17 protein-coding genes are annotated in these 22,274 nt (G+C 36.2%); all 17 read left to right on the top strand.

Going from position 1 to position 22,274, the window contains the following annotated elements; genetic code table 11:
* Positions 1-77: 77 nt before the first annotated feature.
* Positions 78-2,198 (top strand): polyribonucleotide nucleotidyltransferase, encoded by a 2,121-nt coding sequence (pnp, locus tag ACTXGU_RS09945; protein ID WP_443481363.1) that lies wholly within the window; start codon positions 78-80, stop codon positions 2,196-2,198.
* 287 nt (positions 2,199-2,485) lie between these two features.
* Positions 2,486-3,442: a polysaccharide deacetylase family protein gene (locus ACTXGU_RS09940; protein WP_443481362.1), complete on the top strand. Its 957-nt coding sequence runs from the start codon at positions 2,486-2,488 to the stop codon at positions 3,440-3,442.
* A 226-nt stretch (positions 3,443-3,668) separates the two neighbouring features.
* Positions 3,669-4,907, top strand: a complete 1,239-nt coding sequence (locus ACTXGU_RS09935; protein ID WP_443481361.1) for a M16 family metallopeptidase — start codon at positions 3,669-3,671, stop codon at positions 4,905-4,907.
* 99 nt (positions 4,908-5,006) lie between these two features.
* A complete protein-coding gene (locus ACTXGU_RS09930) occupies positions 5,007-5,252 on the top strand; it encodes a YlmC/YmxH family sporulation protein (protein WP_443481360.1) in 246 nt (81 codons plus the stop codon).
* Positions 5,253-5,774: 522 nt separating this feature from the next.
* Positions 5,775-6,674 carry a dipicolinic acid synthetase subunit A gene (gene dpaA / locus ACTXGU_RS09925; RefSeq protein WP_443481359.1) on the top strand — a complete coding sequence of 300 codons (900 nt, stop codon included), beginning with the start codon at positions 5,775-5,777 and terminating at the stop codon, positions 6,672-6,674.
* A gap of 5 nt (positions 6,675-6,679) precedes the next feature.
* Positions 6,680-7,273: a dipicolinate synthase subunit B gene (gene dpaB / locus ACTXGU_RS09920; RefSeq protein ID WP_443481358.1), complete on the top strand. Its 594-nt coding sequence runs from the start codon at positions 6,680-6,682 to the stop codon at positions 7,271-7,273.
* Between the two features lie 344 nt (positions 7,274-7,617).
* Entirely contained in the window at positions 7,618-8,667 is a 1,050-nt protein-coding gene (asd, locus tag ACTXGU_RS09915) for an aspartate-semialdehyde dehydrogenase (RefSeq protein ID WP_443481357.1), read from the top strand.
* A 515-nt stretch (positions 8,668-9,182) separates the two neighbouring features.
* A complete protein-coding gene (gene dapG, locus ACTXGU_RS09910; RefSeq protein ID WP_443481356.1) occupies positions 9,183-10,409 on the top strand; it encodes an aspartate kinase in 1,227 nt (408 codons plus the stop codon).
* Positions 10,410-10,450: 41 nt separating this feature from the next.
* Complete coding sequence (dapA, locus tag ACTXGU_RS09905) at positions 10,451-11,314, top strand: 4-hydroxy-tetrahydrodipicolinate synthase (protein ID WP_443481355.1); 864 nt, start codon at positions 10,451-10,453, stop codon at positions 11,312-11,314.
* 344 nt (positions 11,315-11,658) lie between these two features.
* Positions 11,659-12,996, top strand: a complete 1,338-nt coding sequence (locus ACTXGU_RS09900) for a cation:dicarboxylate symporter family transporter (protein WP_443481354.1) — start codon at positions 11,659-11,661, stop codon at positions 12,994-12,996.
* 371 nt (positions 12,997-13,367) lie between these two features.
* On the top strand, positions 13,368-14,699 hold the full coding sequence (locus tag ACTXGU_RS09895; RefSeq protein ID WP_443481353.1) for an amino acid permease: 1,332 nt from the start codon (positions 13,368-13,370) through the stop codon (positions 14,697-14,699).
* 637 nt (positions 14,700-15,336) lie between these two features.
* Positions 15,337-17,061 (top strand): ribonuclease J, encoded by a 1,725-nt coding sequence (locus ACTXGU_RS09890; RefSeq protein ID WP_443481352.1) that lies wholly within the window; start codon positions 15,337-15,339, stop codon positions 17,059-17,061.
* A gap of 478 nt (positions 17,062-17,539) precedes the next feature.
* Entirely contained in the window at positions 17,540-18,280 is a 741-nt protein-coding gene (locus ACTXGU_RS09885; protein WP_443481351.1) for a ClpP family protease, read from the top strand.
* Positions 18,277-18,489, top strand: a complete 213-nt coding sequence (locus tag ACTXGU_RS09880) for a YlzJ-like family protein (protein ID WP_443481350.1) — start codon at positions 18,277-18,279, stop codon at positions 18,487-18,489. The genes ACTXGU_RS09885 and ACTXGU_RS09880 overlap by 4 nt, the downstream gene beginning before the upstream one ends.
* Before the next feature lie 162 nt (positions 18,490-18,651).
* Positions 18,652-20,988, top strand: a complete 2,337-nt coding sequence (locus ACTXGU_RS09875; RefSeq protein ID WP_443481508.1) for a DNA translocase FtsK — start codon at positions 18,652-18,654, stop codon at positions 20,986-20,988.
* Between the two features lie 278 nt (positions 20,989-21,266).
* The gene (locus ACTXGU_RS09870) at positions 21,267-22,019 is read left to right on the top strand and encodes a GntR family transcriptional regulator (protein WP_443481349.1); all 753 of its coding nucleotides are present in this window, start codon (positions 21,267-21,269) and stop codon (positions 22,017-22,019) included.
* Positions 22,020-22,067: 48 nt separating this feature from the next.
* Positions 22,068-22,274, top strand: a 207-nt coding sequence (locus ACTXGU_RS09865) for a BMP family ABC transporter substrate-binding protein (protein WP_443481348.1), incomplete at its 3' end; no start/stop codon positions are given.

Here is a 22,274-nt window from a genome sequence, read left to right as displayed (position 1 = left end):
AATTAAGTAGGTTTAGGTAGTACTTTATATAAGACCAAAACCTCTAACAAGTGAAAAAAGTAGAGAGGGGTTTATGAATGGGACAAGAGAAACATGTGTATTCCATTGACTGGGCTGGAAGGAAGCTTACAGTCGAGATAGGACAATTAGCAAAACAAGCAAACGGTGCAGTTTTAGTTAGGTACGGTGATACAGCTGTTTTAAGTACTGCGACTGCGTCAAAAGAACCGAAAAATTTAGATTTTTTCCCGTTGACAGTTAACTACGAAGAGCGTTTGTATGCAGTAGGGAAAATACCAGGAGGCTTTATTAAACGGGAAGGAAGACCAAGTGAAAGAGCTATTCTAGCAAGCCGTTTAATTGACAGACCAATTCGCCCACTATTCGCAGACGGTTTCCGTAATGAAGTACAAGTAGTAAGCTTAGTAATGAGTGTGGATCAAGATTGTTCAACAGAAATGGCGGCAATGTTTGGATCTTCCTTAGCACTATCCGTATCAGACATTCCTTTTGGCGGACCAATTGCAGGTGTTTTTGTAGGCCGAATTGGTGGCGAATTTGTCATTAACCCAACTGTAGAGCAAGCGGAAAAAAGTGATATCAACTTAGCTGTTGCTGGAACAAAAGATGCGATTAACATGGTAGAAGCAGGAGCGGACGAAGTTCCTGAAGAAGTAATGCTTGAAGCAATTATGTTTGGTCATGATGAAATTAAACGATTAATTGCCTTCCAAGAAAAAGTGGTTGAAGAAATCGGCAAAGAGAAAATGGAAGTTCAATTATATGAACTGAATGCAGATATTGAAGCAGATGTGCGTGCGTTATGTGAAAAAGATATGCTAGATGCAATCAGAGTGCAAGAAAAACACGCAAGAGAAGCTGCTATTAAAGAAGTGAAAAATGCTGTTATCGAAAAATATGAAGCAGAAGAAGTAAACGAGGAAGAGTTAAAACAAGTAAAACAAATATTGGATAAATTAGTGAAAAATGAAGTGCGTCGTCTTATTACCGAAGATAAAGTAAGACCAGATGGACGTGGTTTAGAAGAAATTCGTCCACTTTCCTCTGAAGTAGACTTATTGCCTCGTACACACGGATCAGGTCTGTTTACTCGTGGTCAAACGCAAGCGTTGAGCATATGTACATTAGGTGCATTAGGTGATGTTCAAATATTAGATGGTCTTGGTGTAGAAGAAGAAAAACGTTTTATGCATCATTATAATTTTCCAAACTTTAGTGTTGGAGAAACAGGACCAATGCGTGGACCAGGACGTCGTGAAATAGGGCATGGCGCACTTGGGGAAAGAGCGTTAGAACCAATTATTCCTTCTGAAAAAGATTTTCCATATACGATTCGTCTTGTATCAGAAGTGTTAGAATCAAATGGATCTACTTCACAAGCTAGTATTTGTGCTAGTACACTTGCGATGATGGATGCTGGGGTTCCAATTAAAGCACCTGTTGCTGGTATTGCAATGGGATTAATTAAATCTGGAGAATACTATAGTATTTTAACAGATATTCAAGGAATGGAAGATCACCTTGGCGATATGGACTTTAAAGTTGCAGGAACAGAAAAAGGTGTAACAGCTCTTCAAATGGATATTAAAATTGAAGGATTATCGAGACAAATTCTCGAAGAAGCGTTACAACAAGCTAAAATAGGTCGCATGCAAATTTTAGATTCCATGTTAAAAACAATTAATACACCAAGAGAAGAATTGTCTTCTTATGCACCAAAAATATTAATGATGTCAATTAACCCTGATAAAATCCGTGATGTTATTGGACCAAGCGGAAAACAAATCAATAAAATTATTGAAGAAACTGGTGTAAAAATTGACATTGAACAAGATGGAACAGTATTTATTTCATCTGTAGATGATGAAATGAATAAAAAAGCGAAACAAATCATTGAAGATATTGTACGTGAAGTAGTTGTAGGACAAATGTATCTTGGGAAAGTAAAAAGAATTGAGAAATTCGGTGCATTTGTTGAAATCTTTAATGGCAAAGACGGACTTGTACACATTTCTGAGCTAGCAGAAGAGAGAGTAGGAAAAGTTGAAGATGTTCTTGCACTTGGTGATGAAATACTGGTAAAAGTAACAGAAATAGATAAACAAGGCAGAGTGAATCTTTCCCGTAAAGCGGTTTTACGTGAACAAAAAGAACAAGCGGAAGATGCAAAAAAATAATGTAAAAATGAAGAAATAAAGGGATGACTCTAAAGAAGCTTGTATTACTACAGCAACTTGCTGTAGAACAAATTCTTTCTATAAGAGTCACCCTTTTTTGTGAAAATGGGGACAGAGCCCCGGCCTTTATTTATTTTAGAGTCTGCCATTACTTATCCTTCTTTCCATACATACAATGTTTTGAGGGGAAATCAAGCTAGTTTCTATACTGAGACGGGCAGTAAATCCTCAATTTCGTTCTACCTTGTCCTTTTTGCACATAATTATGTAAAAAGGGGGGAGAACGTATGAAAAAAGCGATTCCTTTAATAGGTTTATTACTAGTTTCTTGGATCATTGTAAATAATCCTTTGTCAAATACATATGTAGCTAGTTTAAAAAGTAACAGTGTACTAGTTGGTGCGAATAAAAATGAACTATATGAAGAAATTAGCAAGAAAGCGGATGATTTTCGCATCGAACCAGAGGATGCAAAACTAGACCCAGTGTGGAAAGCAATCCCAGGTATAAACGGATTAGAGGTAAATGTAGATGCATCTTATCATAAAATGAAAGATTCCGGAAAATTTAATAAAAAAAACCTTGTATTTAAACAAATAAGACCATCCGTTCATTTAAAGGATTTGCCCCCATCCCCAATTTACAAAGGAAATCCAAATAAACAAATGGTATGCTTTATTATTAATGTTGCATGGGGAAATGAATATTTGCCGGATATGTTAGCAATATTAAAAAAACATCATGTGAAAGCGAGCTTTTTTTTAGAAGGAAGATGGACGCAGAAAAATCCTGACTTAGCAAAAATGATCGTGGAAGCAGGAAATGAAGTCGGAAATCATTCTTATACCCATCCTGATATGAGCAAAATCAGTTCTGAGCAAATAAAAGAGGAAATTACGAAAACAAATGAAGTGATAGAGGCAACAACTGGTAAGGCAGTAACCTGGTTTGCTCCACCAAGTGGAAGTTATAATATGGAAACAGTCAAAATAGCGAATAATTACAAATTAGGAACGCTTATGTGGTCGATTGATACGATCGATTGGCAAAAACCAGCACCAAATGTGTTGATCCATCGAGTGGTCGGAAAAGTGCATAATGGGGCCATGATTTTAATGCATCCAACCGCATCAACAGCAAGTGCATTAGAAAGTTTAATCGTACAAATACAAGCAAAAGGTTTAGAAATTAACACCGTATCTGAAATGTTAAGTGAAGAAAGAAATGTAGTAGTTGCCAAATAAGATACAGTGATAGCAGTTATTTTTCATCCTAGCAGAATGTGGTTTTCTCGAATTAGATACTGTCCATCTACAGCGTACAGGAAACACTAGTAGCGCTCTTAATCAGCCAGCAGCAACTAGTGTACATTGGCATTTCGAACCAAACATTGGTAAAAATAATAGGAATAAGATATACTAGCAATCGCATAAGCTTATATAATTGGCAAATAGAACAGGAGGAACCTTCATGATAAAGAGATATACTTGCCAAAATGGAGTTCGAATTGTATTAGAAAATATACCGACCGTTCGTTCAGTTGCAATTGGTGTATGGATTGGAACAGGGTCTCGTAATGAGGATGAAAAAAATAATGGTGTTTCTCATTTTTTAGAGCATATGTTATTTAAAGGAACAAAAACAAAAAATGCTAGAGAAATCGCAGAATCTTTTGACAGTATCGGTGGTCAAGTAAATGCGTTTACTTCAAAAGAATATACTTGTTATTATGCGAAAGTGTTGGACACTCACTGTAATATTGCGTTAGAAGTGCTTGCAGATATGTTTTTTAACTCAATATTTGAAGAAGGAGAGTTAAATAAAGAAAAAAATGTTGTGTATGAAGAAATAAAAATGTATGATGATACACCTGACGATATCGTTCATGATCTGTTAAGTCAAGCAGTGTTTGAAAGACATCCATTAGGTTATCCGATCTTAGGAACTGAAAAAACATTGGCAACCTTTAATGGAGATACATTAAGACAGTATATGCATGAGCATTATACGCCTGAAAATGTAGTTATCTCTATTGCTGGCAATATATCTGAATCCTTTATAATGGAAGTAGAAAAGTATTTTGGTCATTATGAAGCTGGAAAAAGTGAACTTTTAATCAATAAACCGAAGTTCCATGTAAGCAAGCTTTCAAGAAAAAAAGAGACAGAACAAGCACATCTTTGTTTAGGATATGAAGGGTTAAAAGTTGGTCATGAAGATATGTACAGCCTAATTACTTTAAATAATATTTTAGGCGGAAGTATGAGCAGCAGACTGTTTCAAGACGTAAGGGAACAAAAAGGGCTTGCTTATTCCATTTTCTCTTATCATTCTGGATTTCAGGATAGTGGAATTGTTACTATTTATGGCGGTACTGGTGCAAAGCAATTAGATGATTTATATGAAACTATACAAACAACATTAGAAAACTTAAAGAGAGATGGAATTACAACAAAAGAATTAATCAATAGTAAAGAGCAATTAAAAGGAAGTTTAATGTTAAGTCTTGAAAGTACGAACAGTCGAATGAGCCGTAATGGGAAAAATGAATTGATGTTAGGAAAACATCGTTCATTAGACGAAATGGTTAATCAGATTGATCAAGTTTCAATAGAAGCTGTTAATAAAATGGCGCAGCAAATTTTTAATGATACGTTTTCTGTCTCTCTTATCAGTCCAGACGGTATTCTGCCAAAATCTATACAGTAGCAAGTAATTAAAAACAACAAAAATTCTACTGCTAGCTAGTCTAAAAAACTGCTCCGAATAATAGGATAAATGAAGAATGTTATAGAAGGAGACAAAACAATGAGATTAAGTGAACTTAGTGGAAAAGAAATTGTTGATGTTAAAAATGCAGCTAGATTAGGTGTTTTAGGACAAACAGATTTAGAAATTAATGAAAAAGATGGACAAATAAAAACGTTGTTAATTCCTTCATTAAAATGGTTTGGTCTGAAAAGAAGTGGCAGCGAATTAAGAGTGCCCTGGTCTCATATAAAAAAAATTGGAAACGATATGATCATCATCGATATTCCTGAAAAAAACGAATGAGAGTTTTTCATAAGAGAAAAAGCAATTAAAGGTATGATAACAGTTGGCTTATTGCTTTTCTATTCTTATGAAGCTCTCTTTTTTTGTTTAATCTTCATTTTAATCCCCCTTTGGATACTCTTCCCATATCCATAATGAAATTCCGCTCCAAATGATTATGCGAAATAATAGTTAAAATCGTATGTAATATGTAGAAAAAATGACCATTAGAAGGGAATTTTTCTACCCGCTAATTTTATCCTCCTTTGGTGATTTTCAAAGTGATTAGTTTTAGTAGATCCTCTCTTTTACCTTCCTTAAAGTAAATTCCTTTATGTTTTTTCCGCAAATTAACGAAAGCAACTCACCGAAAGGGCTGTTATCACATAAGATGTTGAAGTAATGAATAATTAGTTATTAGAGAATATTCAAAAAGTCACTAAATGATAAGCGGCGAATCTCTTCGTTGGCCAGCTTCTCATTTGTTCCCTTTTTGAACACATATTTTTAGTGGATTTTTATAAAAAGAAGGTGAAATGATTGATGCTGACAGGGGTGAATGTCGCTGTTATCGGCGGTGATGCGAGACAGCTTGAAATTGTAAGGAAATTAACAGAGCAACATGCATTACTTTCTTTAATTGGTTTTGAACAACTAGATCATGCCTTTACTGGTGCTACGAAAGAAAAGATCGAAAGCGTAGATTTTTCAAATGTGGATGCTATTATTCTGCCTGTAAAAGGAACAGACCTTGACGGACAGGTAGATACGATTTTTTCGAATGAAGAGGTTTTTTTAACAGAGAAAATGTTACAAAAAACTCCAGCCCATTGCATCGTTTATTCCGGCATTACCAATCAATATTTAAATAGCATCACAGCAAATGCAAACCGCTCATTAGTACAGTTATTTAATCGAGACGATGTAGCTATTCTTAATTCTATTCCAACAGTCGAGGGTACGATCATGATGGCAATACAGCATACAGATACAACCATTCATGGTTCCAATCTGATCGTTTTAGGACTTGGACGTGTAGGAATGAGTGTTGCCAGAACGTTTCATGCACTAGGTGCTAAAGTGAAGGTAGCTGTAGCTGCGAACCAAAGTGATCATTTGGCAAGAATCTTTGAAATGGGATTAACTCCTGTGCTATTAGAGAACTTAGAAGAAGCTGTTGGAAATATTGATATGTGTATCAACACTATTCCACATTTAGTGGTGACCTCCTCTGTTATTGAAAAAATGCCATTAAATACGTTGATTATCGACCTTGCCTCAAAGCCAGGGGGAACGGATTTTCACTATGCAGAAAAAAGAGGCGTGAAGGCTCTTTTAGCACCTAGTTTACCTGGTATAGTTGCCCCTAAAACAGCTGGAAACATCCTTGCAGAAGTACTTTCGCAATTAATACAAGAGGAGCTACAAAAGGGAAAGGAGTAGGCAGAATGAGCTTAAAAGAGAAAAGAATTGGGTTTGGCATTTCTGCATCACATTGTACGTATGCAGAAGTATTTCCACAAATTGAGGAATTAGTCGGCTTGGGAGCAGATGTCGTCCCAGTTGTAACGGGAAATGTGCAAAACACAGATACTCGTTTTGGAAAAGGGTTAGAGTGGATTAGCAAAGTGGAAGAAATAACAGGAAATGCGACAATTGATACAATCGTAAAAGCAGAGCCGCTTGGACCAAAAATCCCATTAGATTGTATGGTGATTGCACCTTTAACTGGAAACAGCATGAGTAAATTTGCAAATGCGATGACAGACAATGCAGTGTTGATGGCAGCAAAAGCAACGTTACGCAATCAAAAACCTGTTGTGTTGGGGATTTCAACTAATGATGCACTTGGATTAAATGGTGTAAACTTAATGCGGTTAATGGCTACAAAAAATATTTATTTTATTCCGTTTGGCCAAGATGATCCAATTAAAAAACCTAATTCGATGGTAGCAAGAATGTCGATGCTCTCAGAAACAATTGAATATGCATTAGATAGCAAACAAATCCAACCTGTTATTATTGAAAAATTTCAAGATTAATAAGAAAAGCGGAATCGCCTTGATCAGCCCCAAAGAAAAATGTTCACATGACTCAAAAAGTGTTTTTTTACTTTTAGAGGCATGAGGTTATTTTTCACAGGGGCTAGGCGTTGGAGCTGGATCAAAGAAAAGCGGAATCGCACAGCTCTGAAGCTACATTAACGAAAAAATTGTAACATTTGATTTCTGGTTTTTCTCACTTTTTTGGATGTTTCAGAAAAAAAGGTTCTGTTCTTATGGCTTGAATATGTTAAAATATATAATATTCATGATGGCGGCGAGTATGTCGCCGTCATATTATATCATATAGAGAATTTTTCACCTGGAAGGGGAGCCTTATTAAAATGGAGCAAAAAAAAGGATTTAACGTAGCAGTAGTAGGAGCAACTGGAGCAGTAGGTCAACAAATGATCAAAACATTAGAAAGCAGAGATTTTCCAATTTCGACATTAACTCTTTTGTCTTCTAAGCGTTCAGCTGGGACAAAGGTTACTTATAAAGGTAAGGAAGTCACAGTACAAGAAGCGAAGCCAGAAAGTTTTAAAGGAATAGATATCGCATTATTTAGTGCAGGTGGAAGCGTTTCGAAAGAGTTGGCACCACATGCAGTGGAACATGGAGCAATTGTAGTAGATAACACAAGCGCTTTCCGTATGGATGAAAATGTACCATTAGTAGTTCCTGAAGTAAATGAAGAAGACTTATTTAAACATAATGGAATTATTGCCAATCCAAACTGTTCTACCATTCAAATGGTTGTGGCACTACAGCCGCTTAAAGAAAAATATGGCCTTTCAAAAGTATTAGTTTCTACTTATCAAGCAGTTTCTGGTTCGGGTGCTGCTGCAGTTGAAGAGCTGAACACTCAAACACAGGCAATCATTAATAAGGAAAGCTTTGAGCCGAAAATTTTACCAGTAAAAAGTGATAAAAAGCATTATCAAATTGCTTTTAATGCGGTTCCACAAATTGATGTTTTTACTGACAATGGCTTTACTTATGAAGAAATGAAAATGATTAATGAAACAAAAAAAATTATGCATGACGGTGAGCTAAAAGTAGCTGCAACATGTGTACGTATACCTGTAGCAACTGGTCACTCTGAATCTGTATATGTGGAATTAAAAGATGAAAATGTTACGGTTTCAGAAATTAAAGATTTATTATCAGCAGCACCAGGAGTTGTTTTACAAGATGAACCTGAAAATCAAATTTATCCAATGCCTGCAGATTGTGTTGGCTTAAATGATGTTTTTGTAGGTCGCATCCGAAAAGACTTAGATGCTGAGAATGGTTTCCATATGTGGATCGTTTCTGATAACTTATTAAAGGGTGCTGCGTGGAATTCTGTTCAAATCGCTGAAAGTTTAGTGAAATTAGGAATTGTAAAATAAGAAAAGCGCAAGCGCCCTTGCTCATCGACAGAAAAAGGTGAGTTCCACAGGATGTGGATCACACAATCGTTGCCACAGGACGTGGCGGTTTTAGATTGTGTACCTTACAGTGAGATAAAGGAAACACGAAGAGCGTAGCGATTCGATGTTGACTTATCGTAGACGAGGTGAGGGAAGCGTTGAAGTCGATAGGGAGCTGGAGCTAGACACCCATCAGACTTCAGAAAACTTATGCTTTCTTATCTTTTAAAAAAAGCACCAAGGAAAGTAGCAACAAATTGGTACTCTCTGCTTAAAATATAAATAGATGGATTGTTTTTTCTATAAGAATGTTTTACTTCCTTAAGAAGAAACAGTCTAAACTATTTATATGAAAAGAAGAAGAGGGTCTATACAGCCAAGGGCAGGTTCTTACTAAATGAATATTGAATAGCGTATTCGTTTATTTGGGATTCTGTCTAGATTAGAAGAACCCTCATAGAAAGCACTTGATAAAGTGTATAGAGGTGTTTGAGATGAAAATAATGGTTCAAAAGTTCGGCGGAACATCGGTGCGAGATTTAAAGTCCAGAGAACAGGCAAAAGAACATATTCAAGATGCATTGTCACAAGGGTATAAAGTGGTAGTGGTCGTTTCAGCAATGGGGCGTAAAGGCGAACCTTATGCAACCGATACGTTGTTATCTCTTGTTGGAGGAGCAGATAACAAACTAAGCAAAAGGGAAAACGATTTACTTTTATCTTGTGGGGAAATTATCTCCAGTGTAGTTTTTACTCAATTATTAATAGAAAACAACATCAAGGCTACTGCATTAACAGGGGCACAAGCTGGTTTTTTAACGAATGGCGATTATAATCAAGCAAGAATTATCGAAATGGATTGTTCTCGTGTTCAAAAAGAATTGGAAACAAATGATGTTGTTGTAGTTGCAGGATTTCAAGGAGCTGCTCCTAATGGAGATACGACTACTTTAGGTAGAGGCGGAAGCGATACATCCGCTGCCGCATTAGGAGCTGCCTTACATGCGAAAGTAATAGATATTTTTACAGATGTCGAAGGTATTATGACTGCAGATCCTCGTATTGCTGAAAATGCAAGGCCGTTAACTGTTGTAACCTATACAGAAGTTTGCAATATGGCATATCAAGGGGCGAAAGTCATTCATCCTAGAGCTGTTGAAATTGCTATGCAAGCGAAAGTTCCTATCCGAATACGATCAACTTATTCTAAGGGGCTTGGAACACTTGTTACATCAATCGCTTCAGATAAAATGGGAAGTGATATTAAAGAAAGACCGGTGACAGGGATAGCTCATGTGGCACCTGTAACACAATTAAAGGTATTTGCAAAAAAGGAACAGTATGATTTGCAAGAACATGTATTTAAAGCGATGGCTAATGAAGAAATTAGCGTTGATTTTATCAATATATCTCCTAACAGTGTTGTGTATACAGTAACAGATGAAATGACCACAAAAGCAATTTCTGTACTAGATCAAATGGGCTATGAACCAGTTGTAGAAAAAGAATGTGCAAAGGTTTCCGTTGTTGGTGCTGGTATGGCTGGAGTCCCAGGGATAACCTTTAAAATTGTCACGGCATTGTCGAAACAAGGAATTCGCATTCTACAATCTGCTGATAGTCATACGACCATTTGGGTACTTGTAAAGCAGGAGGATTTAAAAAAAGCAGTAAATGTTTTACACGCTGCATTTGAATTAGAAAAAGAAACGTTACAATAAAACACAACAACTAGATTGAAAATGAGAATAGGAGTGGAACGATGGGTTTATTTGGTAGGGTATCAACGGCCATGATCACACCATTTGATGCAAAGGGACATATTGATTTTCCGAAAACTACACAGTTAATTAATCATTTGTTAGAGAATGGAACAGATTCAATTGTAGTAGCAGGTACAACAGGTGAATCTCCAACATTGTCTAAACAAGAAAAGATTGCGTTGTTTAAACATGTGGTAGCAGTAGTGGAAAAGAGAGTGCCAGTAATTGCAGGAACAGGTAGTAATAACACCTATGATTCCATCGAGTTAACGAAACAAGCAGAACAAATTGGCGTAGACGCTGTTATGGTAGTAGGCCCATACTATAACAAGCCAAATCAAGAAGGAATATACCAGCATATTAAAGCTGTCGCTGAAAGTACAACACTTCCAGTTTTAATGTATAATATTCCAGGACGTTCTGTCGTCAATATTGAACCAGAAACTATTATTCGTTTATCAAAGGTCGACAATATTGTTGCAGTAAAAGAGGCTAGCGGCGATTTAAATGCTATGACGAAAATTATTGCAGAAACAGCGGATGACTTCTTCGTATACAGCGGTGATGACAGCTTAACATTGCCACTATTGTCTATTGGAGGAAATGGAATTATTTCGGTTGCTTCCCATGTAATAGGAAATGAAATGCAAGAAATGATCGCAGCATATCTTGATGGAAGTATAGAAAAAGCGGCAAAACTTCATCAACAATTACTTCCACTTATGAATGAGTTGTTTATGGCACCAAACCCTGTGCCAGTAAAAACAGCTCTTCAATTAAAAGGTATGGATGTAGGATCGGTAAGATTGCCATTAGTGCCGTTAACAGAGGATGAGCGTACAAAACTAGCTTCCTTCTTATAGAGGATGTTCAAAAAGGCACCAAACTAAAGCTGGGAGTTCTCTTCGTTAGCTTCTAATTTGTTACCTTTTAGAACATGTACTTATAAGAATACACACAAAAAACCAACTATTTTACATAATAGTTGGTTTTTTTGTGTGGGAAAATTGTTGAAAACGAACATTTCCTAAAAAAAGTCATTTTAATATTCAGAAAATCTCCTTATTTTTTAGTTAATTTGACTAGCTTCTTTTCGTTATTTTAGTAAAAGTTAACAATGACATGTTCTTATATTTTACGTTATGATGTTAAAAAAGATAACGTATTAATTTTTTCTAGTATTAAAGAGAAAAAGGGGAGAATGGTGATGAAAAATGAAGGTATGTTAAAAGCAAAGAAACCATTTTACAAAGGCATGTTGCTTCAAATTATGGTGGCGATTGTAGCTGGGATTTTAGTTGGTTATTTATGGCCTGCTTTTGGGACTGCTGTAAAACCGATTGGAGATGGCTTTATTAAGCTGATCAAAATGATCATCGCACCGCTTATTTTTGGTGTTGTTGTTGTTGGGATTGCAAATGTAGGCAATATAAAAACGGTTGGTAAAATTGGTGGGAAAACGATTTTATATTTTGAGATTGTCACCACTTTTGCTTTAATTATCGGAATGGTTGTTGCGAATTTAATGAATCCTGGTGCAGGGTTAAACATTGATCCATCTACACTAAGCACAAGTGATGTAGAAGCAAAAACAGGTGGTTCACAATTGCCGAGCGAAGGTGATTTTTTCCTTAATATGATCCCTGATAGTGCTGTTGGCGCGTTTGCGAATAATTCTATGCTTCAAGTTTTGTTAATCTCTTGTTTATTTGGATTTGCAGTAGTGCATATTGGCGGACGTACTTCTGAATTGCTCATTAATGTGTTGGAAAATGTCAATAAAGTTCTTTTCAAAATTATGGGCTATATTATGCAGCTGACGGTTCTTGCAACATTCAGTGCGATGGCTTTTGCAGTAAGTCAATATGGACTGAACACTTTAGCATCTTTCGGAAAACTTTTCGTCGCTATGACGGTAGCATGTTTAGCATTTGTTGTTGTATTAGCAATTATTTTTAGAATATTCTTAGGTTTAAGTTTATGGAAATTAATTAAATATATTAGTGAAGAAATTATGCTTTCTTTTGCAACTGGATCTACTGAAGCGGTTATGCCGCAGTTAATGAATAAATTTGAACAAGCAGGCTGTAACAAAGCCGTTGTTGGACTAGTGGTTCCTACTGGGTATTCTTTTAATCTGGACGGCGCTTCCATTTATTTATCGATTGCGCTTGTGTTTTTAGCGCAGGCAACTGGAGTTGATTTAACTTACGGAGATCAGTTATTAATGCTTGGTGTACTATTGCTAACTTCTAAAGGGATGGCCGGTATTCCAGGTTCCGCTTTTGTTGCGTTATCGGCAACAGCTGCAGCGACAGGTAACATTCCAATTGCTGCGGTGGCATTAATGTTAGCTCCTGACCGTTTTATGGGGAATTATCGTACAACAGTAAATATCATCGGTTATGCAGTAGCTACATTCTTTATCGCAAACTGGGAAAAACTGCTTGATAAAGAACGTGCAAAAGGTGTACTGGATGGAACAATCAGCATTGAACGTGAAGAAAATTCAAGCGATTATCAACCATCTGCAAAAGCACAATAAATAGTTCTATAACGAAAAACCTAAATAACGGATAGCCGTTATTTAGGTTTTTTTTGAAAGATAAGAAAGTATAAAATTTCGAACGTAGTTTAGTGTCTAGCTTCGGCGCCTAGCCCCTGTGAAAGATAACCTCTTGCCTCTAAAAGTAAAAAACACTTTTTGAGTCAAGAGAACATTTTTCTTCGGGGCTGAGCAAGGCGCCTGCGCTTTTCTTAATGGTGTGCTGTTAGTTTTCCTGACAAAAAAATCTTGTTTATCCAAGAGTATTCCTTTATCATAAAAAACGTATTATATATATTTTACGACATATTAATCGTTCTTTTCTATGTGTAAAAAAAATGAATACAGAATTTCATATCATGGAGGAAAAAATGGCAACTACTCATACGTTACAAAAGAAATTACTGCCAAGACATATTAGTTTAATGGCTATGGGCGGTGCAATTGGTACAGGGATATTTAAAGGAAGTGCAGAAACCGTTTCACTTGCAGGACCCGGTGTTGTGGCTGCATATGTGTTTGCAGGGTTATTGCTGCTTGTTGTAATGGCAGCGATTGCAGAGATGGCAATGGTTTATCCAAATACAAATATGAAGGGCTTTATTCAAAAGGCTTTTGGAAAAAGAATGTCGTTTATTATCGGGTGGCTGTATTGTATTATGTGGCTTGTTGTTTGCATCATTGAGGTTGTTGTTGCTGGAAGTTTCTTGCAGTACTGGCTTCCGTCTATCCCTTTATGGCTGCTAAGTTTAGGCTGTACAGTGCTATTGATCGGCGTAAATATGTTGAATGTAAAGAATTATGGAGAATTTGAATTTTGGTTTGCTGGTATTAAAATTGGTATGATTATTCTTTTTATTATATTAGGTGCTTGTATTCTTTTTGGCATTATTCCAAGCGGACAAACCAACTATGTAGACAACTTTATCAACCACGGCGGCTTTTTTCCAAATGGATGGACATCTATTTTTGCTGCCTTGCTTATTGTGATGTTTTCATATGGTGGTTCTGAATTAATCGGTGTTACTGTAACAGAAACCAAAGACGCAGAGCGTGTTCTTCCAAAGGTGATTAAAAGCTTTATTTTCCGAATCGTTTTATTTTATACGGTACCCATTTTGGTTATTTGCGGTCTGATTCCTTGGAATGAATTAAGCGACCAATCCAGTCCCTTTGTTCAAGTATTATCGATGACAGGAATTCAAGGAGCAGATCATGTCATAAATTTTATCTTGATTATTGCGGTGCTTTCAGCGGCAAACTCTGGCATATACGGATGTACAAGAATGATGTATTCATTAGCAGCTGAAGGAGAAGCTCCTAAAGCTTTTGCCAAAGTTTCGAAAAATGGTGTGCCGATCTATAGTTTAATCGTGACATCCATTGTCTTGCTGCTAGGTTCAATTATTGCATTAATTGCACAAAATCAAGTATTTACCTTATTAATGGCGTTTCCAGGATTTATTGTATCATTAGTTTGGATCAGCATCTGTATAGCACAAATAAAGCTGAGAAATTCTTATCCAGTTAAGCCAAGTTTTCAAATTTGGGGATTTCCTTATATAACAGCGTTGACTGCTGTAGCATTAAGTGTTATTTGTATTACATTTGTACTAAATGATGCAAACCGGATTAGCATTATTGCATGTTTAATTGTTTTAGCCATATTAATTTTTATTTCTATTTTTAAATTTAAAAAATAAAGGCAGTTTTCTCAAAGTTTGTTGTTTTTTACATAAAAAATGGGAGAAGAAGTACACAGCAGAATGAATACACGTAGACTCCTGTGGGAATGCGAGAAAGACGAGACCCCACAGGAGCGTATGCGACGGCACTGAAAAAGTGTTTTATTAGATATAATTATAGGTGAAACACTTAAATTTATTAGGGTAAAAATGGTATAGAGAGTTTGAAAACGACTATCATTTTGGTAAGCCTCGGAAAACCAAACGAAAACCTCTTCGTTGCTTGGATTGTCACTACCTATATTTTATAGTATTCACTTTTTCAGTGGCCTCAGCGTATGCGACGAGGAGGCTCGTCGCTCGCTAAACGGACGAAGTGTATTCAGTCTGCGGGTTTAAAAGCAACAATCTATACGAAAACAGCCAAAATAATAAAAAAGGTGCCCTGCTAGTTATGTTTCTTCACAAGCAAAAGGAGTTTCAAACTAAGTAGGCACCTTTTTTGTGTTGAATAACCATTTATTTTGATGAATCAAAATGAAAAAAACAAAGAAATTTTTTCCTTATATTGGATATATTCTGTTTTAGTATAAAGGAATATATTAAATTGTTGTAAACTTTTTCTAACTTAAAGTATAATAGTCATAACTGATCAATGGTCGGCCTAACTCAACATAGGAGGAAACAAAAAGTGAAGAAAAATGAAAAGATAAAGCTGGTCGCCCTCGGAGGAGTAGGGGAGAACGGGAAAAATATGTTTGTAGTCGAAGTGGATGAAGACATATTTGTAATTGACGCTGGCTTAATGTATCCACAAAATGAAATGCTTGGAATCGACATCGTTGTACCAGATATTACTTATTTAAAACAAAATGAGGAAAGAGTAAAAGGGATTTTCTTAACACATGGACATGAAGACCATATTGGCGGATTGTCGTATATTTTAAGAGACCTTGATGTACCAGTTTATACGACTCGTTTAACAGCAGAGCTTGCAAAAGAAAAAATGAAGGAACAAGACTTCAAAGGTCAAGCACGATTTGAAATTATCACGTCAGAATCCATTCTTGATTTCTCTTCTGCAACAGTTTCTTTCTTTAAAACCAATCATAGTATTCCTGATAGCATTGCGATTGTTATTCAAACTTCTGAAGGAGCAATCGTCCATACGGGAGATTTTAAATTTGATCAAACTGCAGGAGAGTTATACAAAGCAGAGTATGGTAAAATGGCTCAAATTGGCGATAAAGGTGTGTTATGTTTATTATCTGACAGTACAGATGCAGATAAACCAGGGTATTCTACGTCAGATGCAACGGTAACACAAGAGCTTATTCATTCTTTTTTGCGTACAAAAGGACGAATTATTGCCGCTTGTTTTGCTACTGATTTAAATAGAATTCAACATATTTTTGATGCTGCAGCAAGATCAAATCGCAAAGTTGCCGTAATGGGGAAAAATTTGCAGCGTATTTTAAACATAGCGTTAAAATATAATTATTTATTAGTAGAAGAAAACAGCATTATTTCTATTAATGAAATGCAAGAGTATCCTGCAAATGAATTAGTTATTTTAACAACTGGAACAAAAGGCGAGCCAGTAGAAGCGCTGCAAAAAATGGCAAAGAAAAATCATAAACAAGTATTAATTGGCAAAGGAGATACCGTATTATTTTCTACTAGCACATTGCTTGGAAGCGAAGTATTTGTTTATAAAACAATTGATACGTTATATCGTGCTGGAGCAACTGTGTTATCAGGCAATAAAACATTCAACAGTTCCAATCATGCAAGTCAAGAAGAATTAAAGTTTATGATTAATATGATGAAACCAAAATTCTTTTTGCCGATTCACGGTGAATATCGTGTTTTAAAAGCACATGCAAAACTTGCTGAAGAGTGTGGTATTTCTTCAGAAAATATACACATACCAGAGCACGGCGAATTTATTGAAATGAAAGATGGAAAACTGCGTGTAGGCGGCAAGATTCCTACTGGCAATGTATTAATCGATGGCAGCGGCATTGGCGATGTTGGAAATATTGTGTTAAGGGATCGCAAATTACTTTCTCAAGACGGTATTTTAACTGTTGTTGTTACGTTAAATAAGGCGGAAAGAAAAATATCTGCAGGTCCAGAAATTATTACACGAGGTTTTGTTTACGTAAGGGAGTCAGAAAAATTATTAGAAGAAGCTTCTGACCGTGTAAAAGATATCGTGGAAAAAAGCATCAATAAAGATAGTTTTGATTGGACGGGCATTAAACAAGATATTCGTGATATGCTCAATCAATTTTTATATGAAAAAACAAAGCGCCGACCAATGATTCTTCCGATTATTATGGAAGTAAAGACAATGAAAAAAGTAGAAAAAAGCTGATAAAAAAGCATAAACCAACTGATCAATAAAGTATCGGTTGGTTTTTTAGCATGTAATCTTTTTATTGTCTAGCACAAGCAGCCAGTTCTTGTGAAAAATAACCCTTTGCCTCTAAAAGTAAGGCTGTTTTCGTATAGATTGTTGCTTTTAAACTCGCAGCCTGAATACACTTCGCTTTCCGTGGGCGAGCGTCGAGCCTCCTCGTCGCATACGCTCCTGTGGGGTCTCGTCTTTCTCGCATTCCCACAGGAGTCTACGTGTATTCAGTCTGCTGAGTACTTCTTCTCCCATTTATTTACGTAAAAAGCAACAAACGTTGAGAAAATATCCAAAAGTAAAAAGCACTTTTTGAGTCATGTGAACATTTTTCTTCAGAGCTGATCAAGTCGCTTGCGCTTTTCTTAAATGTTCCGCATGAAATTCCTTCTCTAGATTCATACTACCTGTATTAGGATGTTATTTAAGGGGGATTTGACTGATGACAGAATATAATGATCCACATAATACAGAAGAACAACAACCGAAAGAAGATAAGCCATCTGGTTTAATAGAAAAAATTCAAGCGTTGGGGCAAACGAATGTTCCGCAATTATCACAAGATTCAAAAATCCATTGTTTAACGATTGTAGGACAAATTGAAGGACATCTTCAACTGCCTCCACAAAATAAAACAACAAAATATGAACATCTCATTCCGCAAATAGTGGCGATTGAACAAAATCCGAAAATTGAAGGGGTGCTTGTCATTCTCAATACCGTGGGAGGAGATGTCGAGGCAGGACTTGCTATTTCGGAAATGCTGGCATCGTTATCAAAACCAACTGTGTCATTAGTTTTAGGAGGAGGACATTCCATCGGTGTTCCGATTGCCGTATCCTGCGATTATTCCTTTATTGCGGAAACAGCCACGATGACTATTCATCCTATTCGGTTAACAGGACTTGTTATTGGCGTACCGCAAACATTTGAATATTTGGACAAGATGCAAGAAAGAGTCGTAAAATTTGTAACGAAACATAGTAAAATTGGCGAAGAAGAGTTTAAAGATTTAATGTTTGCAAAAGGCAACTTAACTAGAGATATTGGGACAAATGTAATTGGCATGGATGCTGTTACGTCAGGATTGATTGATAGTGTTGGTGGAGTTGGGGAAGCAATGACGAAATTAAACGAATTGATTGATTTGAATAAAGAAGAGAATGAAGGAATGGTACAATGATTATGTATACAATGACCCCACAAGAACTGTTGTTTCCAATCAGCCAAGATAGTTACAAAAAACAGCGTATCATTGATTATAACGGAATTTCTTTATTAGTAGAAAAAAACGAATTAAATGAATACGAAGTACTGCGGATATTAAGTACAGATCCAAATCATTATTTACATGGTCCTGTTCAGCCAGGAGCAAAAATAACCATAATATAATCTGTATTTTTCCAATCTATGATATAATATAGTAACTTCAAAAGAGCAGCCCATTTATCAGGCTGCTCTCCTTGTTTAAAAATATTTCGAAATTATTTTTAAATAGGTTGGATGAAAAGCTTTTGATTGGAAAGCGAAAATTATAAAGCGTTAGGTGATAAAATGGTTAAAAGGAAAAGACGAAGAACACGACAAAAAAAACAACTAAAAACAACCTTAAAGTATGAACTAGGGGCATTAATCATCATCACGCTTGCATGTATATCCATTTTACAGCTTGGAGCTGTTGGAAAGACGATGGTTTTATTTTTCCGTTTTTTTACAGGTGAATGGTATATGTTATGTTTACTTGGCCTCATTGTATATGGTGGTTATTTAATGTGGAAGAGGGAAAAGCCATTTCTTTTTGCTACGAAATTAAATGGAATTTATTTAATTATAAGTTCTATTCTTTTATTAAGCCATGTTACTCTTTTTCAATTGCTGTCTAGTCAAGGAAGGTTTAAAAATCCTAGTGTTATTTATAATACATGGGAGCTTTTTTGGATGGAAGTGAATGGAGAATCCAGTACAACAGATCTTGGCGGCGGCATGATAGGGGCAGTACTTTTTGCCTTGTTTCATTATCTATTTGATACAGCGGGTACAAAGATTATCAGTTTTATTGTCATTATGATTGGTGTCATGCTGTTAACGGGGAAAACAATAAGCGGTGCATTTAGAAAAATGATGCTTGCGATTTGGACATTTATGGTAGATCAATGGAATGCTTTTTTGGACGATATAAAAGAATGGAAAGAAGCATCTAAAGAAAAAAGACAAGCGAAAAAAGAGGAAAAACAAGCAAAAAAAGAACAAGAAAGAGAAAGTCGAGAACAACAGCAGCAGGAAACTACATTAATTGTTAATCCTCCTAGAGATCAGCAAGAGGAAACATACATACCAGAACCAATTATTTCAACATTTGCTGAAAATGCATATCCAGATCAGGTTAGAACAGAAGACGAGCAAACGGACAAGGTGGAAGAAGAAGAAACGGTCGAGCCAATCACTTTTACAGAAATAGAAAATGTAGATTATGAATTGCCTCCACTTAAACTTTTAAAGCTGCCTCGAAAAACTGATCAAAGTGGGGAATATGAGCTAATACATGCCAATGCAGCAAAGTTAGAACGCACTTTTCAAAGCTTTGGTGTGAAAGCAAGAGTAACAGAAGTTCATCTCGGACCAGCTGTTACCAAATACGAAGTGCATCCGGATGTTGGCGTGAAAGTAAGTAAAATTGTAAATTTAAGTGATGATTTAGCGTTGGCATTGGCAGCAAAAGATATTAGAATCGAAGCGCCAATACCTGGAAAATCAGCAATTGGGATAGAAGTTCCAAACTCAGAGGTAGCAGTTGTTTCGTTAAGAGAAGTACTAGAAGGGAGCAAAAATGAAAAAGCAGATTCGAAGCTGATGATTGCATTTGGCCGGGATATTACTGGAAATGCCGTCTCAGCAGAATTAAATAAAATGCCTCATTTGCTCGTCGCAGGTGCTACTGGAAGCGGGAAAAGTGTTTGTATTAATGGCATTATTACAAGCATTTTAATGAGGGCGAAGCCTCATGAAGTAAAAATGATGATGATTGATCCGAAAATGGTAGAATTGAACGTATATAACGGCATCCCCCATTTATTAGCGCCAGTCGTAACCAATCCTAAAAAAGCGTCACAAGCGCTTAAAAAGGTAGTTAGTGAAATGGAACGGCGATATGAGTTATTTTCTCATACTGGAACAAGAAATATTGAAGGATATAATGATTATATTAATCGATATAATGCAGAGGAACAGGAAAAACAGCCGCTCCTACCATACATTGTTGTTATTGTGGATGAGCTTGCTGATTTAATGATGGTTGCTTCTTCAGAAGTGGAAGATGCTATTACTAGACTTGCACAGATGGCGCGTGCTGCCGGTATTCATTTGATTATTGCGACACAAAGACCGTCTGTTGATGTCATTACCGGTGTAATTAAAGCAAATATTCCTTCAAGGATAGCCTTTGCTGTGAGCTCCCAAACAGATTCTAGAACGATTTTAGATATGGGAGGGGCAGAAAAGCTTCTTGGTAGAGGGGACATGCTGTTTTTCCCATATGGTGCAAGCAAACCAGTTAGGGTGCAAGGAGCCTTTTTATCAGATGAAGAAGTGGAAGAAGTAGTAGATTTTGTTATCGCTCAACAAAAGGCTCAATATCAGGAAGAAATGATTCCCGATGAAGTTGCAGAAAAAACCGGGGAAGTGGAAGATGAATTATACGCAGAAGCAGTTGATTTAATTGTAGAAATGCAAACCGCCTCTGTCAGCATGCTGCAAAGACGATTCCGTATTGGATATACAAGGGCAGCAAGGTTAATTGATGAAATGGAAGCAAGAGGGGTTGTTGGTCCGTATGAAGGGAGTAAACCAAGAACCGTGCTTGTACCAAAAGCATCAGAAGAAATGAATTTATAAAACAGTTATTACGACTACCGAAATAGGTTATACTAATAAAAAGATATAATTCCTCACTAAATAGAGGGAAAATATAGAAGTGCGACATCTGGAAAAAGAACAGAAATAAACAAGTAGTTTTGTCATTTTTACAAAATTCCTGTTTGTTTCTGTTTTTTAGACTAAATTCGGCAAACTCTATTTATTTATTGTATAAAAAGTGTTATAGTATTTTCGATTAGTAGGAATGATTGAACATCAGAGGTCTGATGTCTTAGAAAATGTTTGGAGGAGCTCGTATGGTTATCAAGTCCGATACACGACACTTATATTTGCAAGTAGTTGATCGATTAAAAACTGATATTGAACAGGGGATCTACAAAGAAAAAGAAAAATTCCCGTCTGAATTCGAACTTGCAAAAACTTTAGGTGTAAGCAGAGCCACGTTACGAGAGGCTTTACGAACATTAGAAGAAGAAAATGTCATTATCCGAAGACACGGTGTTGGCACATTTGTAAATAGTAAGCCAATGTTTAAATCGGGCATTGAACAATTAAGTAGTGTAACGAATATGATACGACATGCTGGCATGAATCCAGGTACCATTTTTTTAAGCTCAAATACTCAATGTTCTACTGAAGAGGATATTCGTCGTTTTTCTTGTTCTGGAGAGGAAGAACTTCTAGTAATTGAAAGGGTTCGTACATCAAATGGCGAACCGGTAGTTTATTGTTTGGACAAACTGCCGTATAAGATTTTGCCTGAACATATATCTTATGATAATGAGTCGATTTTTCAGCTACTAGAATCTGACATGCAAATACATATTACATACGCTGTTGCTGAAATCGAACCACTTGGTTACCATGAAAAAATTTCTCCTATTCTACAATGTGAACCAGAGACGGCATTGCTCGTATTAAAGCAAATGCATTATGACGAAAATGATGAACCAATTCTTTATTCGGTTAATTACTTTAGGGCAGATAAGTTTAGTTTTCAAGTATTAAGAAAACGCGTTTATTCTGAAAATTCGGGAAAACTATCGTAATGTCATTCTCACTAGGACAAACAAAAACAATATTAGGGGGTACAAACCTTGAAAAAGCGTAAATTAGGTTTAGCGCTGTCTCTAGTACTTGCTGCTGGGACTGTTTTAGGGGCTTGTGGTAAAAAAGATAATAATGAAGGTTCATCTAATAAAGATGCATTTAAAGCTGCAATGGTTACAGATCTTGGTGGTATAGATGATAAATCTTTTAACCAATCTGCATGGGAAGGGCTGCAGGCATTTGGTAAAGAAAAT

It is taken from the genome of Niallia sp. 01092, from assembly GCF_052318935.1.
GTDB lineage: Bacteria > Bacillota > Bacilli > Bacillales > Cytobacillaceae > Niallia.
Note: the sequence above shows the minus strand (reverse complement) of the source record. Positions and strands in the feature narration are given on the sequence as shown.

Coding starts and splice junctions, on each gene's coding strand:
- asd (WP_443481357.1), top strand. CDS start 7,618: ATGGAGCAAAAAAAAGGATTTAACGTAGCAGTAGTAGGAGCAACTGGA.
- pnp (WP_443481363.1), top strand. CDS start 78: ATGGGACAAGAGAAACATGTGTATTCCATTGACTGGGCTGGAAGGAAG.
- ACTXGU_RS09875 (WP_443481508.1), top strand. CDS start 18,652: ATGGTTAAAAGGAAAAGACGAAGAACACGACAAAAAAAACAACTAAAA.
- dapG (WP_443481356.1), top strand. CDS start 9,183: ATGAAAATAATGGTTCAAAAGTTCGGCGGAACATCGGTGCGAGATTTA.
- dapA (WP_443481355.1), top strand. CDS start 10,451: ATGGGTTTATTTGGTAGGGTATCAACGGCCATGATCACACCATTTGAT.
- ACTXGU_RS09870 (WP_443481349.1), top strand. CDS start 21,267: ATGGTTATCAAGTCCGATACACGACACTTATATTTGCAAGTAGTTGAT.
- ACTXGU_RS09890 (WP_443481352.1), top strand. CDS start 15,337: ATGGTCGGCCTAACTCAACATAGGAGGAAACAAAAAGTGAAGAAAAAT.
- ACTXGU_RS09895 (WP_443481353.1), top strand. CDS start 13,368: ATGGCAACTACTCATACGTTACAAAAGAAATTACTGCCAAGACATATT.
- ACTXGU_RS09935 (WP_443481361.1), top strand. CDS start 3,669: ATGATAAAGAGATATACTTGCCAAAATGGAGTTCGAATTGTATTAGAA.
- dpaB (WP_443481358.1), top strand. CDS start 6,680: ATGAGCTTAAAAGAGAAAAGAATTGGGTTTGGCATTTCTGCATCACAT.
- ACTXGU_RS09880 (WP_443481350.1), top strand. CDS start 18,277: ATGATTATGTATACAATGACCCCACAAGAACTGTTGTTTCCAATCAGC.
- dpaA (WP_443481359.1), top strand. CDS start 5,775: ATGCTGACAGGGGTGAATGTCGCTGTTATCGGCGGTGATGCGAGACAG.
- ACTXGU_RS09940 (WP_443481362.1), top strand. CDS start 2,486: ATGAAAAAAGCGATTCCTTTAATAGGTTTATTACTAGTTTCTTGGATC.
- ACTXGU_RS09930 (WP_443481360.1), top strand. CDS start 5,007: ATGAGATTAAGTGAACTTAGTGGAAAAGAAATTGTTGATGTTAAAAAT.
- ACTXGU_RS09900 (WP_443481354.1), top strand. CDS start 11,659: ATGAAAAATGAAGGTATGTTAAAAGCAAAGAAACCATTTTACAAAGGC.
- ACTXGU_RS09885 (WP_443481351.1), top strand. CDS start 17,540: ATGACAGAATATAATGATCCACATAATACAGAAGAACAACAACCGAAA.